Annotated in this window: 20 protein-coding genes; 10 read left to right on the top strand and 10 right to left on the bottom strand. The window is 36.1% G+C overall.

Features of this window, described 5'->3' with window-relative positions; all coding sequences use genetic code 11:
• The first annotated feature begins 6 nt into the window (after nt 1–6).
• The 7 genes from BZG01_RS07075 to BZG01_RS07045 all read left to right on the top strand — a co-directional run bounded on the left by BZG01_RS07075 (nt 7) and on the right by BZG01_RS07045 (nt 9,115).
• Nucleotides 7–915 carry a glycyl-radical enzyme activating protein gene (locus BZG01_RS07075; RefSeq protein WP_101309127.1) on the top strand — a complete coding sequence of 303 codons (909 nt, stop codon included), beginning with the start codon at nt 7–9 and terminating at the stop codon, nt 913–915.
• Between the two features lie 208 nt (nt 916–1,123).
• Complete coding sequence (locus tag BZG01_RS07070) at nt 1,124–3,061, top strand: glycoside hydrolase family 97 protein (protein ID WP_101309126.1); 1,938 nt, start codon at nt 1,124–1,126, stop codon at nt 3,059–3,061.
• Between the two features lie 64 nt (nt 3,062–3,125).
• Nucleotides 3,126–4,496, top strand: coding sequence for a DUF6055 domain-containing protein (locus BZG01_RS07065; RefSeq protein WP_218973042.1), 1,371 nt, complete (start codon nt 3,126–3,128; stop codon nt 4,494–4,496).
• A 345-nt stretch (nt 4,497–4,841) separates the two neighbouring features.
• Nucleotides 4,842–5,258: a Fur family transcriptional regulator gene (locus BZG01_RS07060; protein WP_101309125.1), complete on the top strand. Its 417-nt coding sequence runs from the start codon at nt 4,842–4,844 to the stop codon at nt 5,256–5,258.
• A 26-nt stretch (nt 5,259–5,284) separates the two neighbouring features.
• Entirely contained in the window at nt 5,285–7,492 is a 2,208-nt protein-coding gene (katG, locus tag BZG01_RS07055; protein WP_101309124.1) for a catalase/peroxidase HPI, read from the top strand.
• Between the two features lie 186 nt (nt 7,493–7,678).
• Nucleotides 7,679–8,662: a cation diffusion facilitator family transporter gene (locus BZG01_RS07050; RefSeq protein WP_101309123.1), complete on the top strand. Its 984-nt coding sequence runs from the start codon at nt 7,679–7,681 to the stop codon at nt 8,660–8,662.
• Between the two features lie 24 nt (nt 8,663–8,686).
• Nucleotides 8,687–9,115: a pyrimidine dimer DNA glycosylase/endonuclease V gene (locus BZG01_RS07045; RefSeq protein ID WP_101309122.1), complete on the top strand. Its 429-nt coding sequence runs from the start codon at nt 8,687–8,689 to the stop codon at nt 9,113–9,115.
• A gap of 220 nt (nt 9,116–9,335) precedes the next feature.
• Here the strand turns inward: BZG01_RS07045 and pepF are convergent, their stop codons facing one another.
• The 9 genes from pepF to BZG01_RS06995 form a co-directional block, all read right to left on the bottom strand.
• Nucleotides 9,336–11,234 carry an oligoendopeptidase F gene (pepF, locus tag BZG01_RS07040; protein WP_218973041.1) on the bottom strand — a complete coding sequence of 633 codons (1,899 nt, stop codon included), beginning with the start codon at nt 11,232–11,234 and terminating at the stop codon, nt 9,336–9,338.
• 1,063 nt (nt 11,235–12,297) lie between these two features.
• Nucleotides 12,298–12,774 carry a GyrI-like domain-containing protein gene (locus BZG01_RS07035; protein WP_101309121.1) on the bottom strand — a complete coding sequence of 159 codons (477 nt, stop codon included), beginning with the start codon at nt 12,772–12,774 and terminating at the stop codon, nt 12,298–12,300.
• 19 nt (nt 12,775–12,793) lie between these two features.
• Nucleotides 12,794–13,222 (bottom strand): hypothetical protein, encoded by a 429-nt coding sequence (locus BZG01_RS07030; protein WP_143470851.1) that lies wholly within the window; start codon nt 13,220–13,222, stop codon nt 12,794–12,796.
• A gap of 92 nt (nt 13,223–13,314) precedes the next feature.
• The gene (locus BZG01_RS07025; protein WP_101309119.1) at nt 13,315–14,526 is read right to left on the bottom strand and encodes an energy transducer TonB; all 1,212 of its coding nucleotides are present in this window, start codon (nt 14,524–14,526) and stop codon (nt 13,315–13,317) included.
• A gap of 141 nt (nt 14,527–14,667) precedes the next feature.
• A complete protein-coding gene (locus BZG01_RS07020) occupies nt 14,668–15,834 on the bottom strand; it encodes an N-6 DNA methylase (protein WP_180327248.1) in 1,167 nt (388 codons plus the stop codon).
• Between the two features lies 1 nt (nt 15,835).
• A complete protein-coding gene (locus tag BZG01_RS07015) occupies nt 15,836–16,828 on the bottom strand; it encodes a hypothetical protein (protein WP_101309117.1) in 993 nt (330 codons plus the stop codon).
• 2 nt (nt 16,829–16,830) lie between these two features.
• Complete coding sequence (locus tag BZG01_RS07010; protein WP_101309116.1) at nt 16,831–18,735, bottom strand: ORC-CDC6 family AAA ATPase; 1,905 nt, start codon at nt 18,733–18,735, stop codon at nt 16,831–16,833.
• The gene (locus BZG01_RS07005; protein ID WP_101309115.1) at nt 18,736–19,662 is read right to left on the bottom strand and encodes a phosphoribosyltransferase-like protein; all 927 of its coding nucleotides are present in this window, start codon (nt 19,660–19,662) and stop codon (nt 18,736–18,738) included.
• Between the two features lie 546 nt (nt 19,663–20,208).
• Nucleotides 20,209–20,391: a hypothetical protein gene (locus BZG01_RS06995; protein ID WP_143470850.1), complete on the bottom strand. Its 183-nt coding sequence runs from the start codon at nt 20,389–20,391 to the stop codon at nt 20,209–20,211.
• A gap of 490 nt (nt 20,392–20,881) precedes the next feature.
• Between BZG01_RS06995 and BZG01_RS06990 the strand changes: the two genes are divergently transcribed.
• Entirely contained in the window at nt 20,882–21,514 is a 633-nt protein-coding gene (locus tag BZG01_RS06990) for a hypothetical protein (RefSeq protein WP_101309112.1), read from the top strand.
• Between the two features lie 167 nt (nt 21,515–21,681).
• Nucleotides 21,682–22,047 (top strand): group I truncated hemoglobin, encoded by a 366-nt coding sequence (locus BZG01_RS06985; protein ID WP_101309232.1) that lies wholly within the window; start codon nt 21,682–21,684, stop codon nt 22,045–22,047.
• Between the two features lie 221 nt (nt 22,048–22,268).
• On the opposite strand, the gene BZG01_RS06980 is transcribed toward BZG01_RS06985, so the two are convergent.
• A complete protein-coding gene (locus BZG01_RS06980) occupies nt 22,269–22,613 on the bottom strand; it encodes a hypothetical protein (RefSeq protein WP_101309111.1) in 345 nt (114 codons plus the stop codon).
• 259 nt (nt 22,614–22,872) lie between these two features.
• Here BZG01_RS06980 and purT point away from each other — a divergent pair, with 259 nt between their 5' ends.
• Nucleotides 22,873–24,042 carry a formate-dependent phosphoribosylglycinamide formyltransferase gene (gene purT / locus BZG01_RS06975; protein ID WP_101309110.1) on the top strand — a complete coding sequence of 390 codons (1,170 nt, stop codon included), beginning with the start codon at nt 22,873–22,875 and terminating at the stop codon, nt 24,040–24,042.
• The last annotated feature ends 537 nt before the right edge of the window (nt 24,043–24,579 follow it).

Here is a 24,579-nt window from a genome sequence, read left to right as displayed (position 1 = left end):
TTTTAAATGGGAAAAGGACTGATTTTCGATATTAAAAGATACGCTATTAACGATGGACCCGGCATTCGGGTAACTATTTTCTTTAAAGGCTGCCCTTTGTCCTGCGTTTGGTGTCATAATCCGGAAAGTATTTTGGATTACGCGCAGAAAATGTACACAGCTTCGAAATGTATCGGAGCTGTAAAATGTACAGCGGTTTGTCCGAATGATGCGCTGACTTTAACCAGAAATGGGATTGAAACAGATGTTGAATTGTGTAATCTTTGTGGAAAGTGTGCTGAGGTTTGTCCAACAAAGGCCATTGAAATGTCGGGGCGTGAATACAGTACGGCTGGTTTGATGAAAATTATTGAAAGGGAGACTGTTTTCTTTGATCATTCCCAAGGTGGAGTGACTTTTTCAGGCGGAGAACCCTTGATGCATTTTCAAAAACTGATTGAACTTCTCGATCAATGTGGTAAAAAGGACATCCATCGGGTAGTGGATACTACATTATTTGCGAATACGGATGTTGTTCTTGATGTGGCCAAACGAACTGAATTATTTTTGGTTGATTTGAAAGCCTGGGATTCTGATGTGCACCGAAAGTATACCGGAGTTCCCAATGAGCAAATTCTTAAAAATATAAAGCAGTTGGCAGAAATTGGTAAAGATTTTATCATTCGCATCCCCTTTATCGATGGGGTGAATGCTGACGAACAAACTCTGAGAAATGAAGCGGCGTTTCTATCGTCAATCCCATGGGAACGAAAAGAAGTGAACCTGTTGCTTTATCATGATATTGCAAAGGGAAAACATCAAAAACTAGGGTCGGCTTACAAAGCTGAGGAATTGGCAACTCCCTCAGATGAAATGGTACAATTAGCTCAATCCATTTTCGCCGAAAAAGGCATAAGTGCCACTGTTGGTGGCTAATCGTAATTTACTAAAACATTCAATTAAACAGAAGATGCACATATGTGCATCTTTTTTTTACATATGTATTGGTGTTATTATGTGTTAAATATGCAACTTTGGGTATACTAATCCAAACAGATGAAACGACCATGCAAAAATTATTACACACATGTGCATGAGTGTAATTTGAGAGTTCCATCTGACAAAAACTTTAAATTATAAACAGATGAAAAAACTAATTATTGTATTGTGTTTATTTCTTGGAAGCTACACCTTTCTTAGTGCACAACACAAACTAAAGTCCCCCAATGGAAAAATAATTGTAAATGTTGATGTTTCCAATGGCATTCATTATTCTGTTTCGTTGAACGATCAGATATTTGTTGAACGATCAGATATCGGTTTATCTTTTAATGATATAGATTTATGCAAAAATGCAAAGCTTAAGAAAACATCATACACTAATCAGGACAAGTTGGAAACCCCTGTGGTTGCTTTAAAAGAAAGTAGTATCAGAAATAATTACAATCAGTTAAATCTGGAATTTAAAAATAAATTGACCATCGAATTCCGCGCTTTTAATGATGGTGTGGCTTACCGATATGTTACAAACAGCAAGGGCGATGTTGAAGTAAATGAAACAGCGAAAATTGAATTTGCAGATAACTATAAAATGTGGGCTTCTCCATTGGATGGATATGCAGGCAGTTATGAACCCGATTATCAAAAGGTGAAAATAAATGATTTTTCGACTTCCAAAAACACCTTTTTACCGTTGCTGATTGAACATTCAAAAGGATATAAAATGTTGATGACTGAGGCGGATGTTTCAGATTATCCACACATGTTTCTAAAGAAAACAGGAGCAAATACGCTAAGCGCAGCTTTCCCTTCTTATCCGTTAGAAACGAAATTGATTGGTGATCGCGGAAGTGAAATTGTAAAGGGAGCCGACTACATTGCAAAAACAACAGGTAAGAGAAGCTTTCCATGGCGTTTAATGGTGATTTCAGAAAAAGATGCACAGCTAATGGAATCAAATTTGGTCTATTTACTGGCTCCGGAGAATAAGCTTGAAAATACCGATTGGATCAAACCGGGCAGAGTTGCCTGGGACTGGTGGAATGCTTCCAATTTGTATGGTGTTGATTTTGAAGCAGGTTTAAACACAGATACCTACAAGTATTTTATCGACTTTGCAGGTCGCAATGGTTTGGAATACGTTATTTTAGATGAAGGTTGGTCGGTGTCAACTACAGATATCACGAAACCAAATCCAAAATTGGATCTGTTTGAGTTAATTCGTTACGGGAAAGAAAAGAATGTAAAGCTGATTTTGTGGGCTAGCTGGAGAGCTATTGAGGACCAATTTTTAGTACTCAGGAAATACAAAGAGTGGGGGATTGCAGGAATTAAGGTTGATTTCATGAACAGAGCGGATCAATGGATGGTGAATTACTATGAAAAAGTGGCCAAAGAAGCTGCGCAAAATGAGTTGTTGGTTGATTTTCACGGAGCCTTTAAACCCAATGGATTGCACCGGACCTATCCAAATGTAGTTTCTTACGAAGGGGTTCAGGGAAATGAACATTGCAAATGGTCAGCCAACGTAACTCCCGAACACATGCTAACACTTCCGTTTACCAGAATGGTATGCGGCCCGATGGACTTTACTCCGGGGGCGATGCGTAATTTTAACTCCAAAGAATTTAAATTCAACTTTTACCGTCCGGGCAGTCAGGGGACACGTTGTCATCAACTGGCACTTTTTATTGCCTACGAAAGCGGAATTCAGATGCTTGCCGACAGTCCTTCCAATTACGAAAGAGAACAGGAATCAACAGATTTTTTAGGCAGTGTACCCAATACATGGGATGAGCTAAAAGTTTTGGAAGCAAAAGTTGGAGAATATCTTGTGATTGCCCGTCGAAAAGGAGATCAATGGTTTATTGGAGCAATGAATGATAATGAGACCGAAAGAGAATTCACCCTTGATTTATCATTTCTTTCTTCAGGCGCAAAAAAAGCAATTATCATGCAGGATGGTTTGAATGCAAACCGGTTTGCAGAAGATTATCAAAGAATCGAAAAATCAGTAAATAATCAGTCGAAACTGACTGTGAAAATGGTTAAAGGAGGTGGCTTTGCTGCCCGAATTAAATAGTATTTCGATTGTAGAGTTAGTTTTTTTTTAAATGAACGTATTGATAACGAATTAATTAATAAGCATGATACATTCAAAATTTATGAAGATTTCGGGAATCATTTTGTTGGCCATATTCTCAGCATCCTGTGCCAACAAGAGCAATATGGAATCGAAACAGACTGCTGTTGAAAAGGAATTATATCTGCCTGCAAAAATTTATTTTGTGCCGGATAGTAACGACTTCAGCTGCGATACCAGTAAATATTGTTACAAAAGAATGGTACAATCAGCAAATATAGCCCTTTTCTGGGATAAGGAATTTGGCGGTAATCCGATGACCAATGCTGATGAAACAAAGCGTTTTGATGCGAATGAAGCTCTTAAGGAATGTGAAAGATTTTACAACTACTATGTAAATGATCTCAAGATAGTGCAGAAAGGGAAATCATTGTCTGATAAATACAAGTTACTTATGTTTGTATTCGGAGGCAAGGAGGGAACTGCATTTGGTGGTGGAGAAGAGGATAAAGTGGGTGTTTTATGGACTCCTGCAACAAGAATTAACCGTGCACCGTATGGAGCATTAGCTCACGAAATGGGTCATAGTTTTCAATACATTTCCAGTGCCGATAACGGAACGGGGCCTGCAGGACCGATTATTGAGATGTCTGCGCAGTACATGTTATGGCAGGTGTATCCGGAATGGATGACTTTTGAGAATTATCATTTGGTAGATTTTATGAAGGGAACACATTATGCATTTCTCCATCCGGCAAACATGTATCATTCACCATATGTGTTGGAATATTGGTCGGATAAGCATGGAAAAGAGTTTTTTGGAGACTTGTGCCGTGCAACCAAAAACGGCGAAGATCCCGTTGCAACCTATAAGAGGATGAACTCATTGACTCAGGATCAGTTTAATGATGAGATGTTTGATGCTTCACGCAAATTTATCACTTGGGATATGAAGCGAATCGAGAAAGTGGCAAAACAATATGCCAATCAACATTATACCGTTTTGAATGATACAGGAAATGGATGGTATCAAATTGCAGCATCAAATTGTCCTCAGAATTACGGATACAATGGAATCAAGTTGAACGTTCCTAAAATGGGAACAAAAGTGGTTCTGAATTTTAAAGGAATTGCAGGTGCCAAAGGTTATAGCACAGTTAAAACAGATAAAGCCGGGTGGCGGTACGGATTTCTGGCTTCGCTGAAAGATGGTAGTCGTGTTTACGGAGATGTATTTAAATCTGCAACTGATACAGTATCTTTTACAGTGCCCGAAAATACTGAATATTTGTGGTTGGTTGTAAGTGGTGCACCTACTGAACATTGGCCGGTTGTTTTTAAATGGGGAGCATCGGATGATGATAGTCAGGAGGAACAATGGCCCTACCAGATTAAATTATCGGGAACCGAAATAGACAGTTCTCAGATAAAATAAATGATACTGTTTTATATGTAAGGCGTAATCGACAATTAGCAGAAGAATATTTTTCATAAGTTTAGCAGCAGGGAGGAGAACATTATTATATGTTTTGCCTCCCTTTTTTTGTTTAGATAACAAAGAATCAGTCTTTAGATTAACTTTCAATAAATTTAACAAAGTCTATGCGAAACGTTTATTGATTATTTATGACTGCGTACCAGCCATTTCCTTCTCAGTGTTCATTTTGATGAACAATCCATCGATAATTACCTGAAAATAAAATTCGTGAAAAGAAAAAAAAGTTGTAAGTTAGTAATTCCTAAAAGAGAATAATTCTCATTTAGATATTAAAAATGTAAAATGAGTTCAGAAGATATTAAAAATAAGCTGACAGAAAGAGGTTTAAAAGTAACCCCTCAAAGAATGGCAATTTTGGAAGCAATATATAATCTAAAAAATCATCCGACTGCGGAGAATATAATTGACTATATAAAAAAAATGCACCCAAACATAGCCACAGGCACAGTATATAAAGTTTTAGGTGCTTTGGTTGACAATCGATTGGTGAAGAAAGTGAAAACAGAAAATGACATCATGCGTTACGATGGAGTCATGAAAAGCCATCATCATTTATATTGCATGGAATCGGATGTGATAAAAGACTATGTTGATGAAGAACTGGATGAGCTGCTTCAGAATTATTTTGAAAAAAAGAATCTTCCTGGTTTTAAAATAGAAGATATAGTCCTTCAGGTAAAGGGAACATTTAATAAGTAGTAAAATTTCACTTAAAATAAATTAGTATGGAAAATGATTCTGGAAATATAAGTAAATGTCCGGTAACCGGTGCAAGCGGAAAACACAGTTTTGGTGTTGGCGGCACAAAAAATCGTGATTGGTGGCCAAATCAGTTAAAGCTCAATATTCTTAGGCATCACGCTGAAAAATCGAACCCAATGGGCGAAGAGTTTAACTACGCCAAAGAATTTAAAAGCCTTGATTTAAAAGCAATAAAAAATGACCTGTATGAGTTAATGACCGATTCGCAGGATTGGTGGCCCGCAGATTTCGGACACTACGGACCGTTCTTCGTACGCATGGCCTGGCACAGCGCAGGCACCTACCGTACAGGTGATGGACGGGGAGGAGCAGGAAGCGGACAGCAGCGTTTTGCACCCCTAAACAGCTGGCCCGATAATGTGAATCTGGATAAAGCACGCAGATTACTTTGGCCGGTCAAACAGAAATACGGCAAAAAAATCTCATGGGCCGATCTTATGATACTTGCAGGGAATGCAGCCTTGGAATCGATGGGGTTCAAAACCTTCGGATTTGGAGGAGGACGTGAAGATGTATGGGAACCTGAAGAAGATGTGTATTGGGGCTCGGAAACCGAATGGCTGGATAATGATGAACGTAAACTGGACACAGACGAAACAGATAATCCGCTTGCTGCCATTCAGATGGGATTAATCTATGTAAATCCGGAAGGACCGGATGGAAGCGCCGATCCGCTCGCCGCAGCCAAAGACATTCGTGATACTTTTGCCCGTATGGCAATGAATGATGAAGAAACCGTTGCCCTGATTGCAGGCGGGCATACATTTGGAAAATGCCATGGAGCAGGAGATGCTGCTCTTGTAGGGGCCGAACCCGAAGCTGCTGGCATTGAAGAACAGGGCCTGGGTTGGAAAAGTAATTTTGGCACAGGAAAAGCCGGCGACACAATCTCAAGTGGTTTGGAAGTGATCTGGACACAAACTCCTGTGAAGTGGAGTTATTACTTTTTCGAAAATCTGTTTAACTTCGAATGGGAACTAACAACAAGTCCGGCAGGAGCAAAGCAGTGGGTCGCTAAAAATGCAGGAGATGTAATGCCTGATGCTCACGATGCGTCTAAAAAACATGCTCCCACCATGCTTACTACCGATCTTTCTTTGCGTTTCGATCCTGTCTACGAAAAAATTTCAAGACGTTTCTATGAGCATCCTCTTGAGTTTGCCGATGCATTTGCCAGAGCTTGGTTCAAGCTCACACATCGGGATATGGGGCCGCGTTTGCGCTATTTAGGGAATGAAGTGCCGGCAGAAGAACTTATCTGGCAGGATCCCATTCCGGCCATCAACCATCCTTTGATTGATACGAAAGATATTGCCGGATTAAAAGCGAAAGTTTTACAATCGGGACTAACTGTTTCGCAATTGGTTGCAGCGGCATGGGCTTCTGCTTCAACATTTCGCGGTTCCGACAAGCGTGGAGGTGCCAATGGCGGCCGTATCCGCTTTGCTCCTCAAAAGGATTGGCTTGCCAACAATCCGGCTCAATTGGCAACGGTTTTAGGAAAACTGGAAGAGATTCAAAAAGAATTCAACAAGGCTCAAAAGAGTGAAAAAAAGGTATCACTTGCCGACCTGATTGTGTTGGCTGGCTGTGCTGGTGTTGAGAAAGCGGCAAAAGACGCCGGCAGTAGTGTAAATGTTCCTTTTACTCCGGGACGTATGGATGCTTCTTTGGAACAAACCGATTTGGAATCTTTCAAAGTACTGGAGCCTGCAGCTGATGGTTTCCGTAACTATTTAAAAACAAAATACAAAGTTTCCACGGAAGAACTATTGATTGACAAAGCACAATTACTGACATTAACAGCTCCTGAAATGACTGTATTGATTGGCGGTATGCGTGTATTGAATACAAATTTTGACAATTCCAGACATGGTGTTTTCACAAAACGTCCGGAAGTGCTCACCAACGATTTTTTTGTAAACCTTTTGGATATGAGTACAGCATGGATGCCGGCATCAGAGGACAAAGAAAAATTTGATGGCCGTGACCGAAAAACCGGCAAAATAAAATGGACAGCAACCCGTGCAGATCTTGTTTTTGGTTCGAACTCGGAGCTTAGGGCGCTTGCCGAGGTTTATGGAAGTTCGGATGCTCAGGAAAAATTCGTTGCAGATTTTGTGGCAGCATGGAACAAAGTAATGAATCTTGACCGTTTTGATTTGGTTTGATTTTTTTGCAGCCTTATAAAATTTACTAATTGAGCAAAAACCTTCGTCTGATTGGGCGAAGGTTTTATTTCTTTGTGGCAATCAGAATACCTTTTACCGGGTATAAATTTGTAAATAACTGTGTATATACCTTCTAAAAGCCAATTTATTTATGGGACAAATGCGATATATTCCATAAATTTAAATATGCGCAAAAATGATAAAAGAATAAAATTGGTTGTTCAACGGAGAATTGTACTTTTTTCTGTTCTGATTTTTGCTGCAAAAACGGGAGCCTATTTCTTAACCAATTCTGTTGGAATTTTAACGGATGCTCTGGAAAGTACCGTAAATGTAATGACTGGTTTTATCAGTCTTTACAGCATAAGTTTTGCCTTAAAACCGCGTGATTCCGATCATCCTTTTGGACATGGTAAAATTGAATCAATATCGGCCTCTATCGAAGGGATATTGATTGTATTGGCAGGTCTGGTTATTATTTTTGAGGCAGTAAAACGTTTGTTCAATCCGCGTGAAATAGAGCAATTGGATGTTGGAATACTGATTGTTGCCCTGGCCGGATTACTAAATTACATATTGGGTTACTTTAGCATTAAAACCGGGGAAAAACACAATTCAATTGCTTTGGTTGCCGGGGGAAAACATTTACAATCGGATACTTATTCTACCATAGGATTGGTTGTTGGTTTGGTTTTTTTGTGGCTGACAAAAGCAGCTTGGCTCGATAGTGCTATCGCCATGCTGTTTGGCTCGATCATTATCTATACCGGGTACAAAATTCTAAAAGAGACCACATCGAATTTAATGGATGAAGCCGATTTTAACTTGTTGAAAGATATCTGTAAAATTCTGTGGGAAAACAGGAATGAAAACTGGATCGATGTAAGCAATCTGAAATTGCTGAAATACGGAGACAGGTATCATATTGATTGTGATTTGACCTTGCCTTGGTATATGAACATTGCTGATGCTCATAAGGAAGGGGATTCAGTTACCCAAAAGATTTCAGAACATTATCCTTATCCAATTGATTTCACCATTCATACGGATGCCTGCAGCAGCGAATTGTGCAGGAATTGTTCCATCCCCAATTGTGAATTTCGCTCCCATTCTTTTGAAAATGAAACTGTTTGGACGGTAGAAAACACAATAAAACAAGCAGTTTCTTAATTACAAACAAATAACATCCCTATTATGAGAATCTGGTCGGTACACCCTAAATATCTGGATACAAAAGGATTGCTTGCGCTTTGGAGAGAAACACTGCTTGCTAAAAATGTATTGGAGGGCAAAACAAAAGGCTATAAAAATCATCCGCAGTTGCTGAGGTTTAAAAATTCCGGCAAGCCGCTTCATTGTATCAATCAATATCTGGAAGCTGTTTACAAAGAATCGTGCAGGCGTGGCTATCAGTTTAATAAAGACAAGTTCGATTTGTATGATGAACCTGCAGTTTTGCCTGTAACCGACGGACAAATAAAATTTGAAGTAAATCATCTGTTAAAGAAACTGCAACAGCGCGATGCAGAGAGATATTTAAAATTAGCAGAAGAAACCAGTATCGAGACACATCCACTTTTCAGAGCAATTGAAGGCGGTGTTGAGGAATGGGAAATTGTATAAAATATTGGAAGAAAACAGCTTGGCAGAGAGAAGCATTTGTTTCAAAAAAAAAGAGGGTGTCCAAAAAGAAATATTTTGTACTGGATTGTCTGTCATGTTGAGCTTGTCGAAACATCTCATTTTAAATGAGTAGATTCTTCGTCCCGTTTCATCGGGATCAGAATGACAATAGAACAATACTTTTTGGACACCCTCTTAGTAAATTTATTTCGAAACAGATTTAATTCTTAATCTTTTCAATCTCTGCAGCCAATTGATCAACCAGTTTGTCCAATTGATTGATTACGGCCAGCATCGCTTCCGGTTTCGATAAATCAACACCGGCTTTTTTCAATTGTTCCATTGGAAAATCGTTACCACCCGATTGTAAAAGGGTGATGTATCTTTTCAAGGCTTCCTGTTTCTCCGTTTTGCTTCCCTCGGTTACATCTTTGTACAATTTAGCCGACGATGCAAAACAGGTTGCATACTGGTACACATAGTAAGGAGAGTTGTAAAAGTGAGGAATTCTTGTCCAAGGATAGTTAGAATACTGTGTTTTTTCAGAAACATCGCCGTAATACTGGTCAGCAATTTCACCCCAGGTATTTGTTAGTATTTCTGCATTTACTGGTTGTCCCTGTTCTACCATAGTATGAACCTGATATTCGTAATCAGCAAACATGGTTTGTGCAAAAAAGGTACCGATAATTCCTTCAATAGACTGAGTCAGTAAAGCAATGCGTTCCTTAGGATCTTTTGTTGTTTCCATCATATGATCCAATAACAGGCGCTCGTTAAAAGTAGAAGCAACTTCAGCCACAAATATCGTATAATTCGAAGTGGTAAACGGCTGTGTTTCGTTCGATAGAGTCGTGTGCATGGTATGTCCCAACTCATGAGCCAAAGTGAAAACATACTCAAGTGTTTCATCGTAATTTAGCAGCATGTATGGATGCACGCCGTAAACTCCGGACGAAAATGCTCCGGAACGTTTGCCGGGATTCTCATAAACATCCAGCCAGCCGCTGGCAGTTGCTGTTTTTAATTTTTCCTGATATTCTTTTCCCAAAGGCAAAACTGACTCAGTAACTACTTTAACGGCTTCATCGTATGGGTATTTCTTGTCGAAATCAACCAAACTGATTGAACCGTCGAAACCATAGTATTTTTCCAGACCCAATACTTTTTTACGAAGTTTGTAATATTTCTGAACAGGTGCCGTATTTTCTTTTACCGTTTTAATCAGGTTCAAATACACATCTTTCGGAATGTTGTTGCCTTCCAGAGAAGCATCCAGACACGATTCGTAATTTCTGGCCCGTGCATTTGCCCATTCCGATTGAATAATTCCGTTGTAAACAGCGGCGTAGGTGTTTTTATTCTTGTAGTATACGTCGTAAATTGCTTCGTAAGCCTTTCTGCGGTCTGCCTGATTTCTGTTGTTGGTCGTAATTTGAGAATACATTCCCGGTGTTACAGTTACTTTCGAACCATCCGACAGTTCCACTTCCTGAAATTCGATATCAGCGGTCGATAAAGCTTCAAATACCGATCCTGCAGTTTCTGATACCTGAGAGTAATAGGATACCAGTTTTCCCAATTCTTCACTCAAAACATGCTTTTGTAAACGATACATATCCAATAATTCGAATTCGTAAACTTTTAAACCTTTGTTTTCAGCAAGCCATTGTTTCATGACAGCTTCCGGAATTGCAATCATTTCAGGCGAAATCCAGGCGGTTACAGGTCCGAAACCCGCAAACAAAAGTCCAACTTTCTGCAGTTTTGCCTGCAGATCCATATTTCGTGTATCAACAGTGCTTTGGAACGAAACAAACTGATAAACTTTGTAAGCTTTTTTCATCAGGTTCTCTTGTGCAGTCATTAACTTTAGCAAGTTGTCAGAACTTTCGCCAAGCGTTCCTTTACAGGATAGAATTTCCTCCATGTCAACTGAAATTGCCTTAAAATCAGCTTCCCATGCATCCCAGTTTTCATAAATATCAGAGAAATTCCATTTGTACTTTTCCGGAATTTCTTCCCGGCTTTTGTAATTCACCTGTGCCATTGTCTGCAAACACATTGTAGTAGTAAAGGCTGCAACAAGCAATCCTTTTCCCACTTGTTTAAAATTCATTTTCATTGTTCTTTATTAATGTTAGTTGAATAGATATTTGATGTTAAAGCAATAAATATAAAATGATGGGCCCATATAAGCATAATTTTTTCGATGTAAGATAGTAAAATCGGGATGTATGTGGAATATTGAAGAGCAAAGCCTTGTTGTTGGGAGGGAGTGAAGCTAAAGCAAAACAATGGGAATATTTTAGTTACAGTTGGCTAAAGCCAAACTGCAACAGATAAAAAATACAAAGCATTTATTGATAAGAGCAGAAAAGCTCAGTATCCATTGCAGTTGCTTTCAAGCAACTGATAACAAGAAAAAGCAATTACAGAGGGAGTGAAGTGAAGCTAAAGCAAAACAATGGAATATTTTAGTTACAGTTGGCTAAAGCCAAACTGCAACAGATAAAAAACACAAAGCATTTATTGATAAGAGCAGAAAAGCTCAGTATCCATTGCAGTTGCTTTCAAGCAACTGATAACAAGAAAAAGCAATTACAGAGGGAGTGAAGTGAAGCTAAAGCAAAACAATGGAATATTTTAGTTACAGTTGGCTAAAGCCAAACTGCAACAGATAAAAAACACAAAGCATTTATTGATAAGAGCAGAAAAGCTCAGTATCCATTGCAGTTGCTTTCAAGCAACTGATAACAAGAAAAAGCAATTACAGAGGGAGTGAAGTGAAGCTAAAGCAAAACAATGGAATATTTTAGTTACAGTTGGCTAAAGCCAAACTGCAACAGATAAAAAACACAAAGCATTTATTGATAAGAGCAGAAAAGCTCAGCATCCATTGCAGTTGCTTTCAAGCAACTGATAACAAGAAAAAGCAATTACAGAGGGAGTGAAGTGAAGCTAAAGCAAAACAATGGGAATATTTTAGTTACAGTTGGCTAAAGCCAAACTGCAATGGATAAAAAACACAAAGCATTTATTGATAAGAGCAGAAAAGCTCAGTATCCATTGCAGTTGCTTTCAAGCAACTGATAACAAGAAATTTTTAAAATCAGGCTTTAGCCTCATAAAATAAACAACAAGCAGTATCCCATAAAGTGTGTAAGTAAAGTTATTCTGATTTATTTCCCTCGTATTGGTATCCATATTTCTTCTTCCGAATTTGGATCCGCATTTTTATATTTTTCTCCTAATATTTCAAAATGCGGCCTGTTGTCCAATAAATAATTTGATTCAGGAATCCATGTCCCAAAAATATATTGAAAGATACTATGATCGTTGCCTGAACCTTTGTAACTGAAAACGGCATATAGTCCGCCCGGCAGGGTAAAAGTTTCCATATTGGCGGGTAAGTTATCAAAATTCCCAACTTCAACTACTGCCCACTTTTCAAAAAGATTAGTTGGCTTAAAGTCCGAAAAATGAGTAGACGGATATGCCTGCATTGAAATCAAGTCATTTGTCAGTTGGTTCTTTATTTCACTTCGCCTTGGCATAAAAGCTTGCCAAAGAGCAGCTGTTTTGTTGGCCGACAAGGACATTGATAAATGAATTCCTATTAATTTTTTCTCCTGTATGTTTTCAATTCTGGCCTGCATATGTTTATTATTTGCTTTTTTAGTTGGCAAAAGCTTTAATCAGTTTGTTGTATTTAGAAGTCTTGCTTATAAGTAATATTCCTAAAATAAATGAGGAGATAACAATTGCAGCAAAAATAAGAATGCATACAATTGCAAAAATTGTATCAAATAAATCTCCGGCTCGGTCAGCTCCCGGTTTAAAAAAGTCACCAAGAATAAAGCCGATCATAGCCAGACCCGTTAAAGGATTAAACTGAATTAAGGTCCAGATGCCTACAAAATAGTTCCACTTTATGTGTTTTGGGCTAAGAGCGATGTAGGCCGGCACTAATGTGATCAGCCCATAAAGCATGAACAGGAAGTTTTGGGTCAGAAATACGAGTAAGAAAATCTCAAGCATTCCTAAACCAATAAAAAACCAATTGATTCTTTTTAAACTCTTAACTATATCTTCTGGTGATATCATAATTAATGTATGTGCTTACTATTTTGTAGTTTATTAGAATTCTTACCGGTATTACGGTTTATTTTTTTTAGATATTACATTACTATTTACAATTACATGAAGTTAAAATTAATTGGAACTGTAAAACTTGTTGTTACAGGAATTTTTGATCTAAATCCAGGAGTCCAAAGGGGAGATGATTTAATCACGTTTAATGATTCTTGATCCAGCAGGGGATGAACTGATTTATCTATTTTAATATCTGCAATTTTACCTTCGGTGTTAATAATGAAGCTGACATATACTTTTCCTTTTATTCCATTGGTAATGCAAGAATCAGGATATCTTACGACTCTGGAAATGAAATTTTGAAAAAGTTTTTGATCATTGCCTTCAAATTTTGGCATATCCTCTATAATTATAAATCTTTCGTTATGGTTTAAGGTTAAATCTTCTGTAGAATCTACCTTTAATTCTTGACTTGATTCATATTGTTTAGAATGATCTAATGCTCCGGCTGAATTATAAAAATTCCATTTCCCAATCATATTCCCATTTTGATACTGCCCTTCAAAAATTCTAGTTCCACTGTAATTATATCCAATAATCTGACCGTGTAAAAGAGAGTCTTTAACATTACGGACAAGAAGAATTTGTTTTTTATCCGTGTTGGATTTAATCGATTCCAAAACGCCGTTTCCATCTTTTAATTGGCCTGAATAATTAGAATCGTCACTTTCAATATCCAAAGAAATAGGAGTGTCTTTAAAATAGTCCAGCTTAAAAATAATTTCTCCTTCCTCAGAATACCTAATATTCTCCCCATGAATTAGTCCATTCTCATAATGAGTTGTTTCTTTTATTTCTCCATTTTGAAAATAGCACATTTCAACACCATCCTTTTTTCCCATATTGTAGTTCAATTCGGAAGCGATTGTCCCATCTGCATAGTATCCAATTTGTTTTCCATCCAACAAACCATTGAAATATTTAAGAACTGATATTATTGTTTTATTTTGAGAGTAGATCCACTCACCATCTTTCTTATTGTTTTTGTAATTTCCTGTAATCATTAATTTTGGACTTGGGGTGTAGGTCCATTTGCCAATTTTATTGTTATTCTGATATTGACCTCTTATTTGAATTTTACCTTTATATTTAAAGAGATACTTTCCTTCTTTAATTTTGTTTTGATCCCCCTGAATAAAATATTCTTCGGATGTTTTCGCTTTGCTGTTAACATCCAGAACCTCTGAATATTCTGTTTGACTAAATAGTTGTAATGTGGTAAGACTAAGAATAAATCCCAGTAGTATTGATTTCATATGTTTTGTATTTTAAGAATATATTTCAGTTACTAATAGTTTTTAGGGTCGGCAAAAAAGCGATGGCAAACAGATAAGCTCTTTTGCAATTTTTGACTTTAGCATTGGTTTGTGCAAAGCAAAGTTTGGTAAAGCCAATTGCTAATGTGCATGGCTGTTTGATAGGTCTATTTTAAAACTTAATAAGTCTTTTTTACTAATTAGTTTAGCACAAACACCATGAGAATAAGCCTTAAACCAATTTCTCCCATAATCAGAACTTAATGCATGGATAAAGGGTTCAATAAACATCTTGGGTAGTGTTACCTTTAGAATGCAGTCAGAGATTACAATACAACCACTTTCAATTACACAAAACTTACCTAGACATCTAGAACCAACTCTAGCAATTAAAATATCACCTTTTTCAGCATACAATTCCCCATTTTTATAATTATTAGAAGGTAAAGACACATAAGTTTGACCTTTAAAATCAGAAGTGTGAAAAAAAGCACCACCTTTATTTCTTAATAATTTACCAGAAAGCCTACCTCTTTTAATAGTAGCTCCTAATTCTGCCAAACTAACACCATTATTGCAGTCTAATAAATGAAACAGATTAAACGAATAATCCATACGCTTAATTAAATCAGACTTATTCACTTTTAATTGATTTTGAATCTGACCAGAAGTATCTGCAATAAGTAAATTAGTTGAATTCGAACTCGATTTTCTTTTATTAATAATAAGTATATACGTTTTTGCCTCAGTTTTTTTAAATATTTTCTCAGGAAGCTCTATAATTGATGTTATATCATATTTAAGAATATCCATTCTAAGCAACTCAAAATCAGAAGATGCAATAAGTGTATCCGGTAGAATAATACCTAATTGGCCATTATTTTTTAGGAGACTTAAATTAAACGCCAAGAAAAGTAAATCTGCGGTAATATATTTTAGTTTAAGACAATTGTTAAAACCAACTTCTCGAAATAGGCTATTGTATCTTTTTCGATTCTTTATTCTTTTATAAGGAGGATTGCATATTGCGATATCAACGTCACAATTTGATAATTCAACTGTAATTTCACTTGAATTATTTAGAACATCTTTTTTTATAAAGTTAATCTGAAGTGACTCATCAAAACTTTTTTCTTCAATATCTACAGCTGAATAATAAGCATCTTCCCATTTATTAAGTGCTGCGGACAATAATGAACCATCACCCACCCCTAAATCAAGTATATGTTTAGGAGAATCAATATCAAGTTGATTTACTAACAATTTAGAAAAAGCATTACCTGTATAAAACCTACCTAGTTTATCCATTCTAGTCCAATAAAAAGCATGATAATATATAAAAATATGTACAATCTGCACCTTCGCTTCGAAAATTTTTCTCAATTGGAAAGTCATATATAAGTTGACAGTCCTTATGCCTAAGTGTAAATATCGCTGCTCCTAAACAATTCGGTCTTGTTCCAAAAGGGGCAACCATAATATTATAAGTGTCTGATTTCTTAGTATATATTTCCTTTAAACGGGTATAAATACCAAAAGGGCTTGAAGATTCACAAGACTTAATAAATCCTTCGGCTTGTGCATCTTCAATTACTTTATAATTCATATTAATTGCTGTAATATTCCAACCTGGTTTAAAGGATGGAAACCCTACTATTGGGATTAAGCCACCTTTTGGCTCAATCCTATCAAAAAGAGCTAATAACCTTTGCCTTTCAAAACCTAAGGAAGCTACTAATAAATCATCATCCATACGCTTTCTTCTGGAAAAACCATTTACATTATAATTTAAACCTAATATTTCCTCATAAAGGTCATAATCTTCATCATCTATGCAAGTTTCTAATCTTTCTTTAACCTTCCTCTTATAAAATTTAGGTTCTGTATAGGTAGCAAATAAATTTCTTGGTCTAACTTCTTTTATGAAAATTTTAGCCAAACTAAAAATTAAAATATGGGGCATAGAAGTGATGTCAATACAAATATTACTTCTATGAATTTTATGAGTTTCAAAAAGTAAACTTCTCTTAAAGAATTGACGTAAGTTTGGAATAATTATACTTTCAGGAAGATTACCTAAACACTCTTTGTTTTCATCAAAAACCTGTAAGCTAAACTTATCCTGTTGACGATTTGAATCAATGATGATGGTAATTCCTTTAAAACTATTAGAAATCAAATTTCTTACTTTTTGACTTCTTTCAATATTAGAAGAGGTATCACTAGTAATTAGAATGTCAATATTCTGTCCAAACTGGATAGAATTTTCACTATTTAAATCAAATTTTTCCTGATACTCCATAATTAAAACAGTTTTCCTTGTGAAATTTGAGTATCGTTTAATTCTTCATATTTCTTAATTATCTTATTAACCTCCTCTGAATTACCGAGTATTAATTTGTTAAGAACAGAAGGCTCAATATTAATTTTTCTTTTTCTTCTATGAGAAATTTTAAAGAAGGGGCAATAAATATGATTTATATGAAAATCTGCAACCTCTACTATATCATTAGATTTGGTTTTGGTTGGTAAACTAGGTTGAAGAATATTATGCATAATAGCAAATTCAAGATATTTAGTTGCATCACTATGGTATGTCTTTAACTCAAATAAACTTGTAGTAAAATGATTAACTTCAGGTTCACCTAATGTTGTGTGTTTATTAGTTTGTCTTAGATAATATATCTTACCTAGATTTAATATAAGTCTTTTTAATACTTTGCCACCAGGAACAAAACCATCAATTTGTGCAACTTTAGTTTCACTTACAAATTGGGCTGCATTTGTTTGCTCTTTTAGTGAAAACGAACGTGGATTTGAGAAATAAAAACCATTTTCAATAGCACTATCAAAGGCACTCTTGCAGATTTCAATAAAATACCGAATTACACCAGATGATAATTGCGCAAACACTTTCAGACCATGATATTGATATTCCAAACCAAGTTCATTGCATAATAAAAAATGAGTAGGAAATAATGTGTTATGTTTCCAATCAAAATATTCTTTCTTTTCTTTTATTATAGCCTCATAAAGAACTTTTACATTTATATCTTTTCTTCTTAACAATGCAATATGCATTCTCTCAATCAATGGAGAATCATTAAATAAAACTCTCTCTATTTCTTTTGGCTCTATTTCTTTTGAAGATTCATCATGATTTACCAGTTCTCTTAGGACATCCAAAACCTCTTTCTTATAGTTAGGTGATTTTTTATAAACTGAAAGGATTTCAGCTTCAGAATGTCTTTTTAAATAATTTTCAATGTTAATCCAAGTACAGTACTCTTTTGTTTCCTTCGGCACAAACTCTTCCAATCTTTTTTGACAAATACGTTTTAGGAATTCTAAATACCTGCTTGAATTGTCATAATCTTTTAACTCTGGTTTATGATGTTTAAAATCATGAGGTTCTTGAATTATTTCATTTCCAGAAATCGTATTAAAACTATATATACCATTAGTTTTTACACATACATCATAAACTAACCAATATACACTTTGCTTAATAAGTGTATTTAATTGAATCTGTTGGTTCTCATTAAGTTCCTCATACTCATCTATAAGCATGTGAAATCTAGATTCTTTAAAAATCTCTATTTTTCGAGTAAATTCAACAATTGTCTTTATTAGAGTTCCAGAACTTAAAAGTTTAGGAAGTGATTGTTCAGGGTCATTTGAAAATTCTTCAACACTATCTAATATTTCTTCGAATTTCTCAAATATTTTCTCAATATCACTTCCCCCTTCTAATCCTATCTTCTTTGCTACTCTGGAATTTAAATTGTTTAAATCGGAATGGTTAATTATATTTTGTAAAAGACAATTACTAATAAATTCATAAATTTCTTTCGAAACAACTATATTGAAATATGTATTAAAAATTGAAACCCATTTTTCATCTTCAACACCTTTTCCTTTTAGATTATTTCCAACAAACCTACCATCAACTTTATAGTAAATTCCCACAAAATTTTCTTTAGAAAAAAGCCTTTTAATTTTATCATTTTCAAAATTGAATTCAGAAAACTTTTCTCGCCATGAATTACAAAGCAAAAACATTGTTTTACCAGTCCCTCTACTTCCCTCAAATATTAAAGGTTGCTCTGATAATAAGTTTTCTTCTGGAGAAACGTAATATCTCCAAGAATCTTCTCCCATTTGCTCTGCTCTATTTTTTCCAAAAGGATTTAGCGTCTGTCTACTCATTTAAAATAGATTTGAATTTTTTCTTGTCATTAAAGGTGTCCAATCTGAATTATCTACCCAGAAAATTGGCAATGACCAATCAGGTACTGTATTGTGCATAAATACAGCAAAATCAAGGTTTGCCCATCCATATTGATTAATCCCTAGATTACTTTCTAAAGCCTTGAAATATTGATCTGCCTTTTCAAATTCCTCTTTATCTTGCCAAATAATATTCTGCTCATTAAAAATTCTATCAAAATCATTCAATTCATCACATGCAACAATCCTGATATTTTTCAAATTATCTTTCTGCTGTACTTTTTGAATATTTTTTTTATAGCCTGTAATAATTAAGTAATATACTTCAATGTTATTTTCTACCGCAAAGTTAACTGCGGACTGCACATTTGGCTTTCCAAAGAAATCATCTAGTTGATTACCGCTACCGATGCAATCATCTAAGAAAATGACACTTCTATGTTTTAAAATCACTTCATTAGTTAAATCCTCAATAAAGAATGTTTGATTTGGTGAAATGTTTAACTTCTGAATAAGGTACCTTGCCATTTGATTTGCACTTTCTCCTGGTCGTGATTTGTCAAGTAATGGTACAAAAGCAGAACTTTCAACTCTATCCAATAATTGTGAATTTGTTTCAGTACGTGATATAAGTATATTATTATCGTTGACTAATTGCTTTTTAATTTCAGTACTATGAATTTTTTCATAGATTCCGTGACTTAATAAGTCTACAACATTCTTTTCGCTATAATAAATACTATGTATTAAAATTTTTAATGCTATATATTTACCAAAGTTATCTTCAAAATTATCAAGCCAATTATAAATATCGCATTCATCTAATCCGCTCCATTGCTTTGTTCGACAAATAACTCTGATTAAGGCTTTCCTGTTATCCAAATATTTTTTATAATACTGTTCCATAGGCTATAGCATGGGATAAAATTGTACTCTTTTGCAAATTTCGGTTTGTAGGTTAGTCTGTGCGATTTGCAAATGTGTGCAATCTGCGTGGGCTTCCCTAACTGTCCCGAAGGGCAGAAGCGGGCGGGCAAAAACTAATTTTTTCTTGAACCAATCTTTAAACAATGAGACGATATTTTTAATCCATTTTTTCAAATAATATAATTTGGTTTCAATGTTCATTTAGGTCTTTTAGCCTTGCATAGCTTTTATAAATAAAAGCAATAGGCTTTATTTCGTTTGCATTTGCACTTACTCCTCCAAACAGCAACACAAGTTTGTAATTATTTATCGTTACTAGAAACCGAATGTAGCCATCTTTTTTTAATTGTAACAGGAAATCATAAAAAATAATAGGCTTACACTTATTTTATTTGCTGAGAGTAGGGGGGTAAAAAAACAGCGAGCTAATTTCTTAAAGTGAATGATTGGTTTCAATCAATATTTTTAGCAGAAGAAAATATCAAATACCACTCAGAAACCATCTTTTGCGTTTTAGTTTGGCTCTCAGGAAACTTTCAAATGGCATTTTACAACTTTCAAAATGCATTTTGCGATTTGTCCTTGACGAAAATGGGCACCATTTGGCTCATTTGAAGCACCAAAAATGCCAAAATTAGCCTCTAAAACGTCTCCTGCAAATTCAAACGGGTCTTTTGCAAATTGTAAAACGTCTTTTGCAATTTGCAAAATGGTACCATTTGTTCGAAAAAAGCACTTACAGGGTATATTTTTTATAAAAATAAAATTTGCTGTAAACAATCAATAAAATCAAACCTTGCAGACTAAGTGATGCATATAAATTAGTTAACAAAACAGATTAAATATTACAAAACGTCATTTTTTGGGTTTCCTGCCTGAAAACCAGATAAAAGTCTGTGTATTAAACAGTAGTAATATGGAATAAAAGTGTTGATTTATTGGGCATCGCCTTGTTTAGGTTTTTTGGAAACTTAACCATATATTATTTTGCTTTTTGATTTATAAAAAAAGAACTAAAAATATGCCAATTGAGCCGTTTCTAAAACAATAAATTTTCAGCCTGAAAGCCCTGTGTTTTTGCGATGTTAAGTAGTTTGAACAAAAATAATATCATAAAAAAATATATATTTATAAAAAATGTTTTCTAGCTTTAGTTCAGGATCCTGGAGAATATGTTTAATCAAAAAATATTAATAAGATGGCACAGATAGTCATAAAAAAAGATTTTATAGAGCACAATGAGGCTGGTTTTGCCCGTAAGAGAGACAATTTTTTGGCCAAGGCGCCTCAATTGGTTACCGATGGACTTTTGCCCAAAGAATCAACTGATTCTATTATACAAGAGCTTCAGGTGGATAAAACACGCTGCGACCAGAAAAATGCAGATCAGAAAATAGCCCGTGATTCCCGCACTATTTATGTTGCAGGCCATAACTCTGTTGAAAAATCATTACGGGAGTACAAAAAAATTATTGATCTTACGCCGGGCATTACTCCTGAATTAAAACTGGAATTGGGTTTGGTGAATGAAAACAAGGTAGAGTCGACCACCAGCAAAAAACCAGATCTGAAAGGAAGAGAAGTGGGGGGTATTCCTTACCTCAGTTTTACTAAATTTCCCATGGATGGCATTATGCTGTACGGCAAAATAAACGATGGAAATTACGATTTTCAGACCAGTGTAAAAGGATCGGATTTTGAAGATACCCGTCCGCGGGTGAATGCAAAACTCACCGAGGTTAGAGAATATTATGCCTATTACATGTATGCCGGTAAAAAGGTGGGCAAACAATCAGAGATCATTCGGGTGGTTCTTAATCCCATCGAATAATCAGGATAGATGGGTTAAAAATCCAAGTAGTTTCAGTATGCTTTAAGCTTGTGTTCGTTCGCTAAAATTGGTGAGCGGACACAGCCTTATAAATAAGATTTTTGTATTGACTTTGGCGGGTGGAAAGCTTAACTTCTTGTTTATTTACTAAAAGAGGAGGAAAGAAGATGAGCGGAACACTTTACGAGCGATTAGGCGGAACAGAGGGAATTACCAAAATTGCCAATGATGTTGTTGATTTGCATTTGCTTAATCCGGCAATTGCGGTCAGGTTTACAAATGCCAAGGCTGATGTGAAAGCGATGAAGAATGGAGCTGCAACTTTTTTGATGGCAGGTACGGGCGGTCCGGATTTGTACAAAGGTGCCGATATGCTGACAACACACAAGGGAATGAATGTTAGTGAAAAGGAGTTTGTTGAGGTTATGGCTGACGTGATGAAAGCTATGGATATGAATAATATCGGTCAGCGCGAAAAGGAAGAAGTACTTTTTGTTCTTTTTAGCATGAGAGAGGAAATTATTGCTGTATAGATTATTTCTGAAGTAAAGAAAGAGGGTGTTCAAAAAAGAATTGTTTTGTCTGCTAAAATGATATTCAGTTTTACTCCAGTCTTTAAAAGGAAGACTGAGTTTTAAAGACTTTCCTTAAGAAAATTTAGGGGTAAAAGTCGCTGAATAGCTTAAGATTCTACTTTTTTAGACATCCTCTTTTTTATGGAGAAAAACAAACACGAAGAGATCCTGTTGATATCTTAATCTCTGATGCGGTCAATCAATTTCCGTATATCTTCCATTGTTTTTGCAGTAGTCCCGTCATTTGTTATTCTTTTCACTGTGGTTTTTTCGGGCGATTTCATTCTTTGTACCTTTACAGGCTTATACATGCGGGCACGTGCTTGTTGTTCCTCTCTTTTTTGTACAATTAATTCCAATCTTTTTAATTGTTTGATTCTTTTTTCTTCTTTTTCCTTTGCAATCCGTTCGGCTCTGCAATTGTAATAGTCCTGTATAACTTCTTCGCTGTCTTGCTGCAGGTAATTTTGTTTGGTTTTAAGAAAGTTGAAAAACTCTGTAAGGGTATTGTATTCTTTACTCATAGTGCTTTATTTATATACGGATGACTTAAGAAGATGAATTGTCTTGCTAAATTTAAACATTAATTTGAGATACTGTTTTATTTGATCAATCAAATTTTGTTTTTTTCTGCAAATTGAGTGGTATTGGTCTGCATTAAAATGCCTCTAAAGGTTGAAAAAGCGATTTGTTCTGCCCGGTTTTCGAAAAATAGAATGTAATTTTGCACTTCTTACTACTTAGTAACCATTAAAAATCCATTTATAAACCGAAAGTAATTTTATGGTAAAGAAGATTTTACTGTTGGGCTCAGGAGAGCTGGGAAAAGAATTTGTGATTGCGGCACAGCGTTTGGGACAAAATACAGTTGCCGTTGATAGTTATGCGGGAGCTCCTGCCATGCAGGTTGCGGATGCATTCGAGGTAATTAATATGCTTGATGGTGATGCGCTCGATTTGGTTGTAGCCAGACATCAACCGGATTTAATTGTACCCGAAATAGAAGCCATTCGTACCGAACGCTTTTATGAGTACGAGAAACAAGGCATTCAGGTAGTTCCGAGTGCAAAAGCTGCCAATTTTACCATGGACAGAAGAGCAATCCGCGATTTGGCCGCAAAGGATCTGGGAATCAGAACTGCAAAATATTTGTATGCCGGTTCGTTGGAGGAGATGTATGCTGTGGTGAAAGAGGTTGGAATGCCTTGCGTGGTAAAACCCCTGATGTCATCATCAGGAAAAGGGCAGTCGGTAATTAAATGCGAAGCTGATATTGAAAAGGCCTGGAACATTGCCGGTTCTAAGGGACGTGGTGATTCCGGGGATGTGATTGTAGAAGCATTTGTGAACTTTACTTCGGAGATTACCTTGCTTACCGTTACACAGAAGAACGGTCCTACCTTATTTTGCCCGCCGATAGGTCATGTTCAGGAACGTGGTGATTATCAGCAAAGCTGGCAGCCGGCTGCAATTTCCGGTGCAGATGTAAAAGCAGCTCAGGAAATGGCTGAAAGGGTTACCCGCGAACTGGGAGGAGCAGGTCTTTGGGGTGTAGAATTCTTTATTTGCGAAGATGGAGTTGTATTTTCAGAATTATCGCCCCGTCCGCACGATACAGGCATGGTTACTCTTGCAGGCACTCAAAATTTTAGTGAATTCGAACTGCATTGCCGTGCTGTTTTAGGATTACCAATACCTGAAATTACATTGGAAAGAGTAGGAGCGAGTGCTGTTATTCTGGCACAGAGTGAAGGGGTTAATCCATATTTTGAAGGTTTGGAGCATGCGGCAGTTTATCCCAAATCTGATTTGCGTTTGTTTGGCAAACCAAGCAGCCGCGAATACCGTCGCATGGGAGTGACTTTAGCCTACAATTCTATCGGCACAGATGTTTTTACCTGCGTAGATCAGGCCAAAGAAATGGCGGCTTTAATTAGGGTGAAGAATAAGTAAGAAAGAAGGGTCTGGAAAAGTCGAAAGGTCTTGAAGAGTCTTGAAGGAGCCAAGTCGATTGTAATAATTCTCCCATTTTAAGGGGAGATGCCGACAGGCAGAGGGGTGTGTTTGAAGAAGTCTGGAATGGTCGAGAGTTAAAAAAAAATAGAAGAGGATGTTCATTGGTTTGAGCATTCTCTTTTTGTCAATATGGTATTTGATTTCGAATCGTTTGTCATCCTGAACAAGGTGAAGGATCTTTTCAGTAATCAGATCCCTCGGTTCCTCGGGATGACATAGAACCTGCAGCTAATTTATTGGTTTGAACATCCTCTTTTTGTCAATATGGTATTTGATTTCGAATCGTTTGTCATCCTGAACAAGGTGAAGGATCTTTTCAGTAATCAGATCCCTCGGTTCCTCGGGAAGACATAGAACCTGCAGCTAATTTATTGGTTTGAACATCCTCTTTTTGTCAATACGGTATTTGATTTCGAATCGTTTGTCATCCTGAACAAAGTGAAGGATCTTTTCAGTAATCAGATCCCTCGGTTC

Origin of the sequence: Labilibaculum manganireducens (assembly GCF_002843385.1) — a bacterium.
Classification (GTDB): Bacteria; Bacteroidota; Bacteroidia; order Bacteroidales; family Marinifilaceae; genus Labilibaculum; species Labilibaculum manganireducens.
This window is presented reverse-complemented; position numbering and strand designations above follow the sequence as displayed.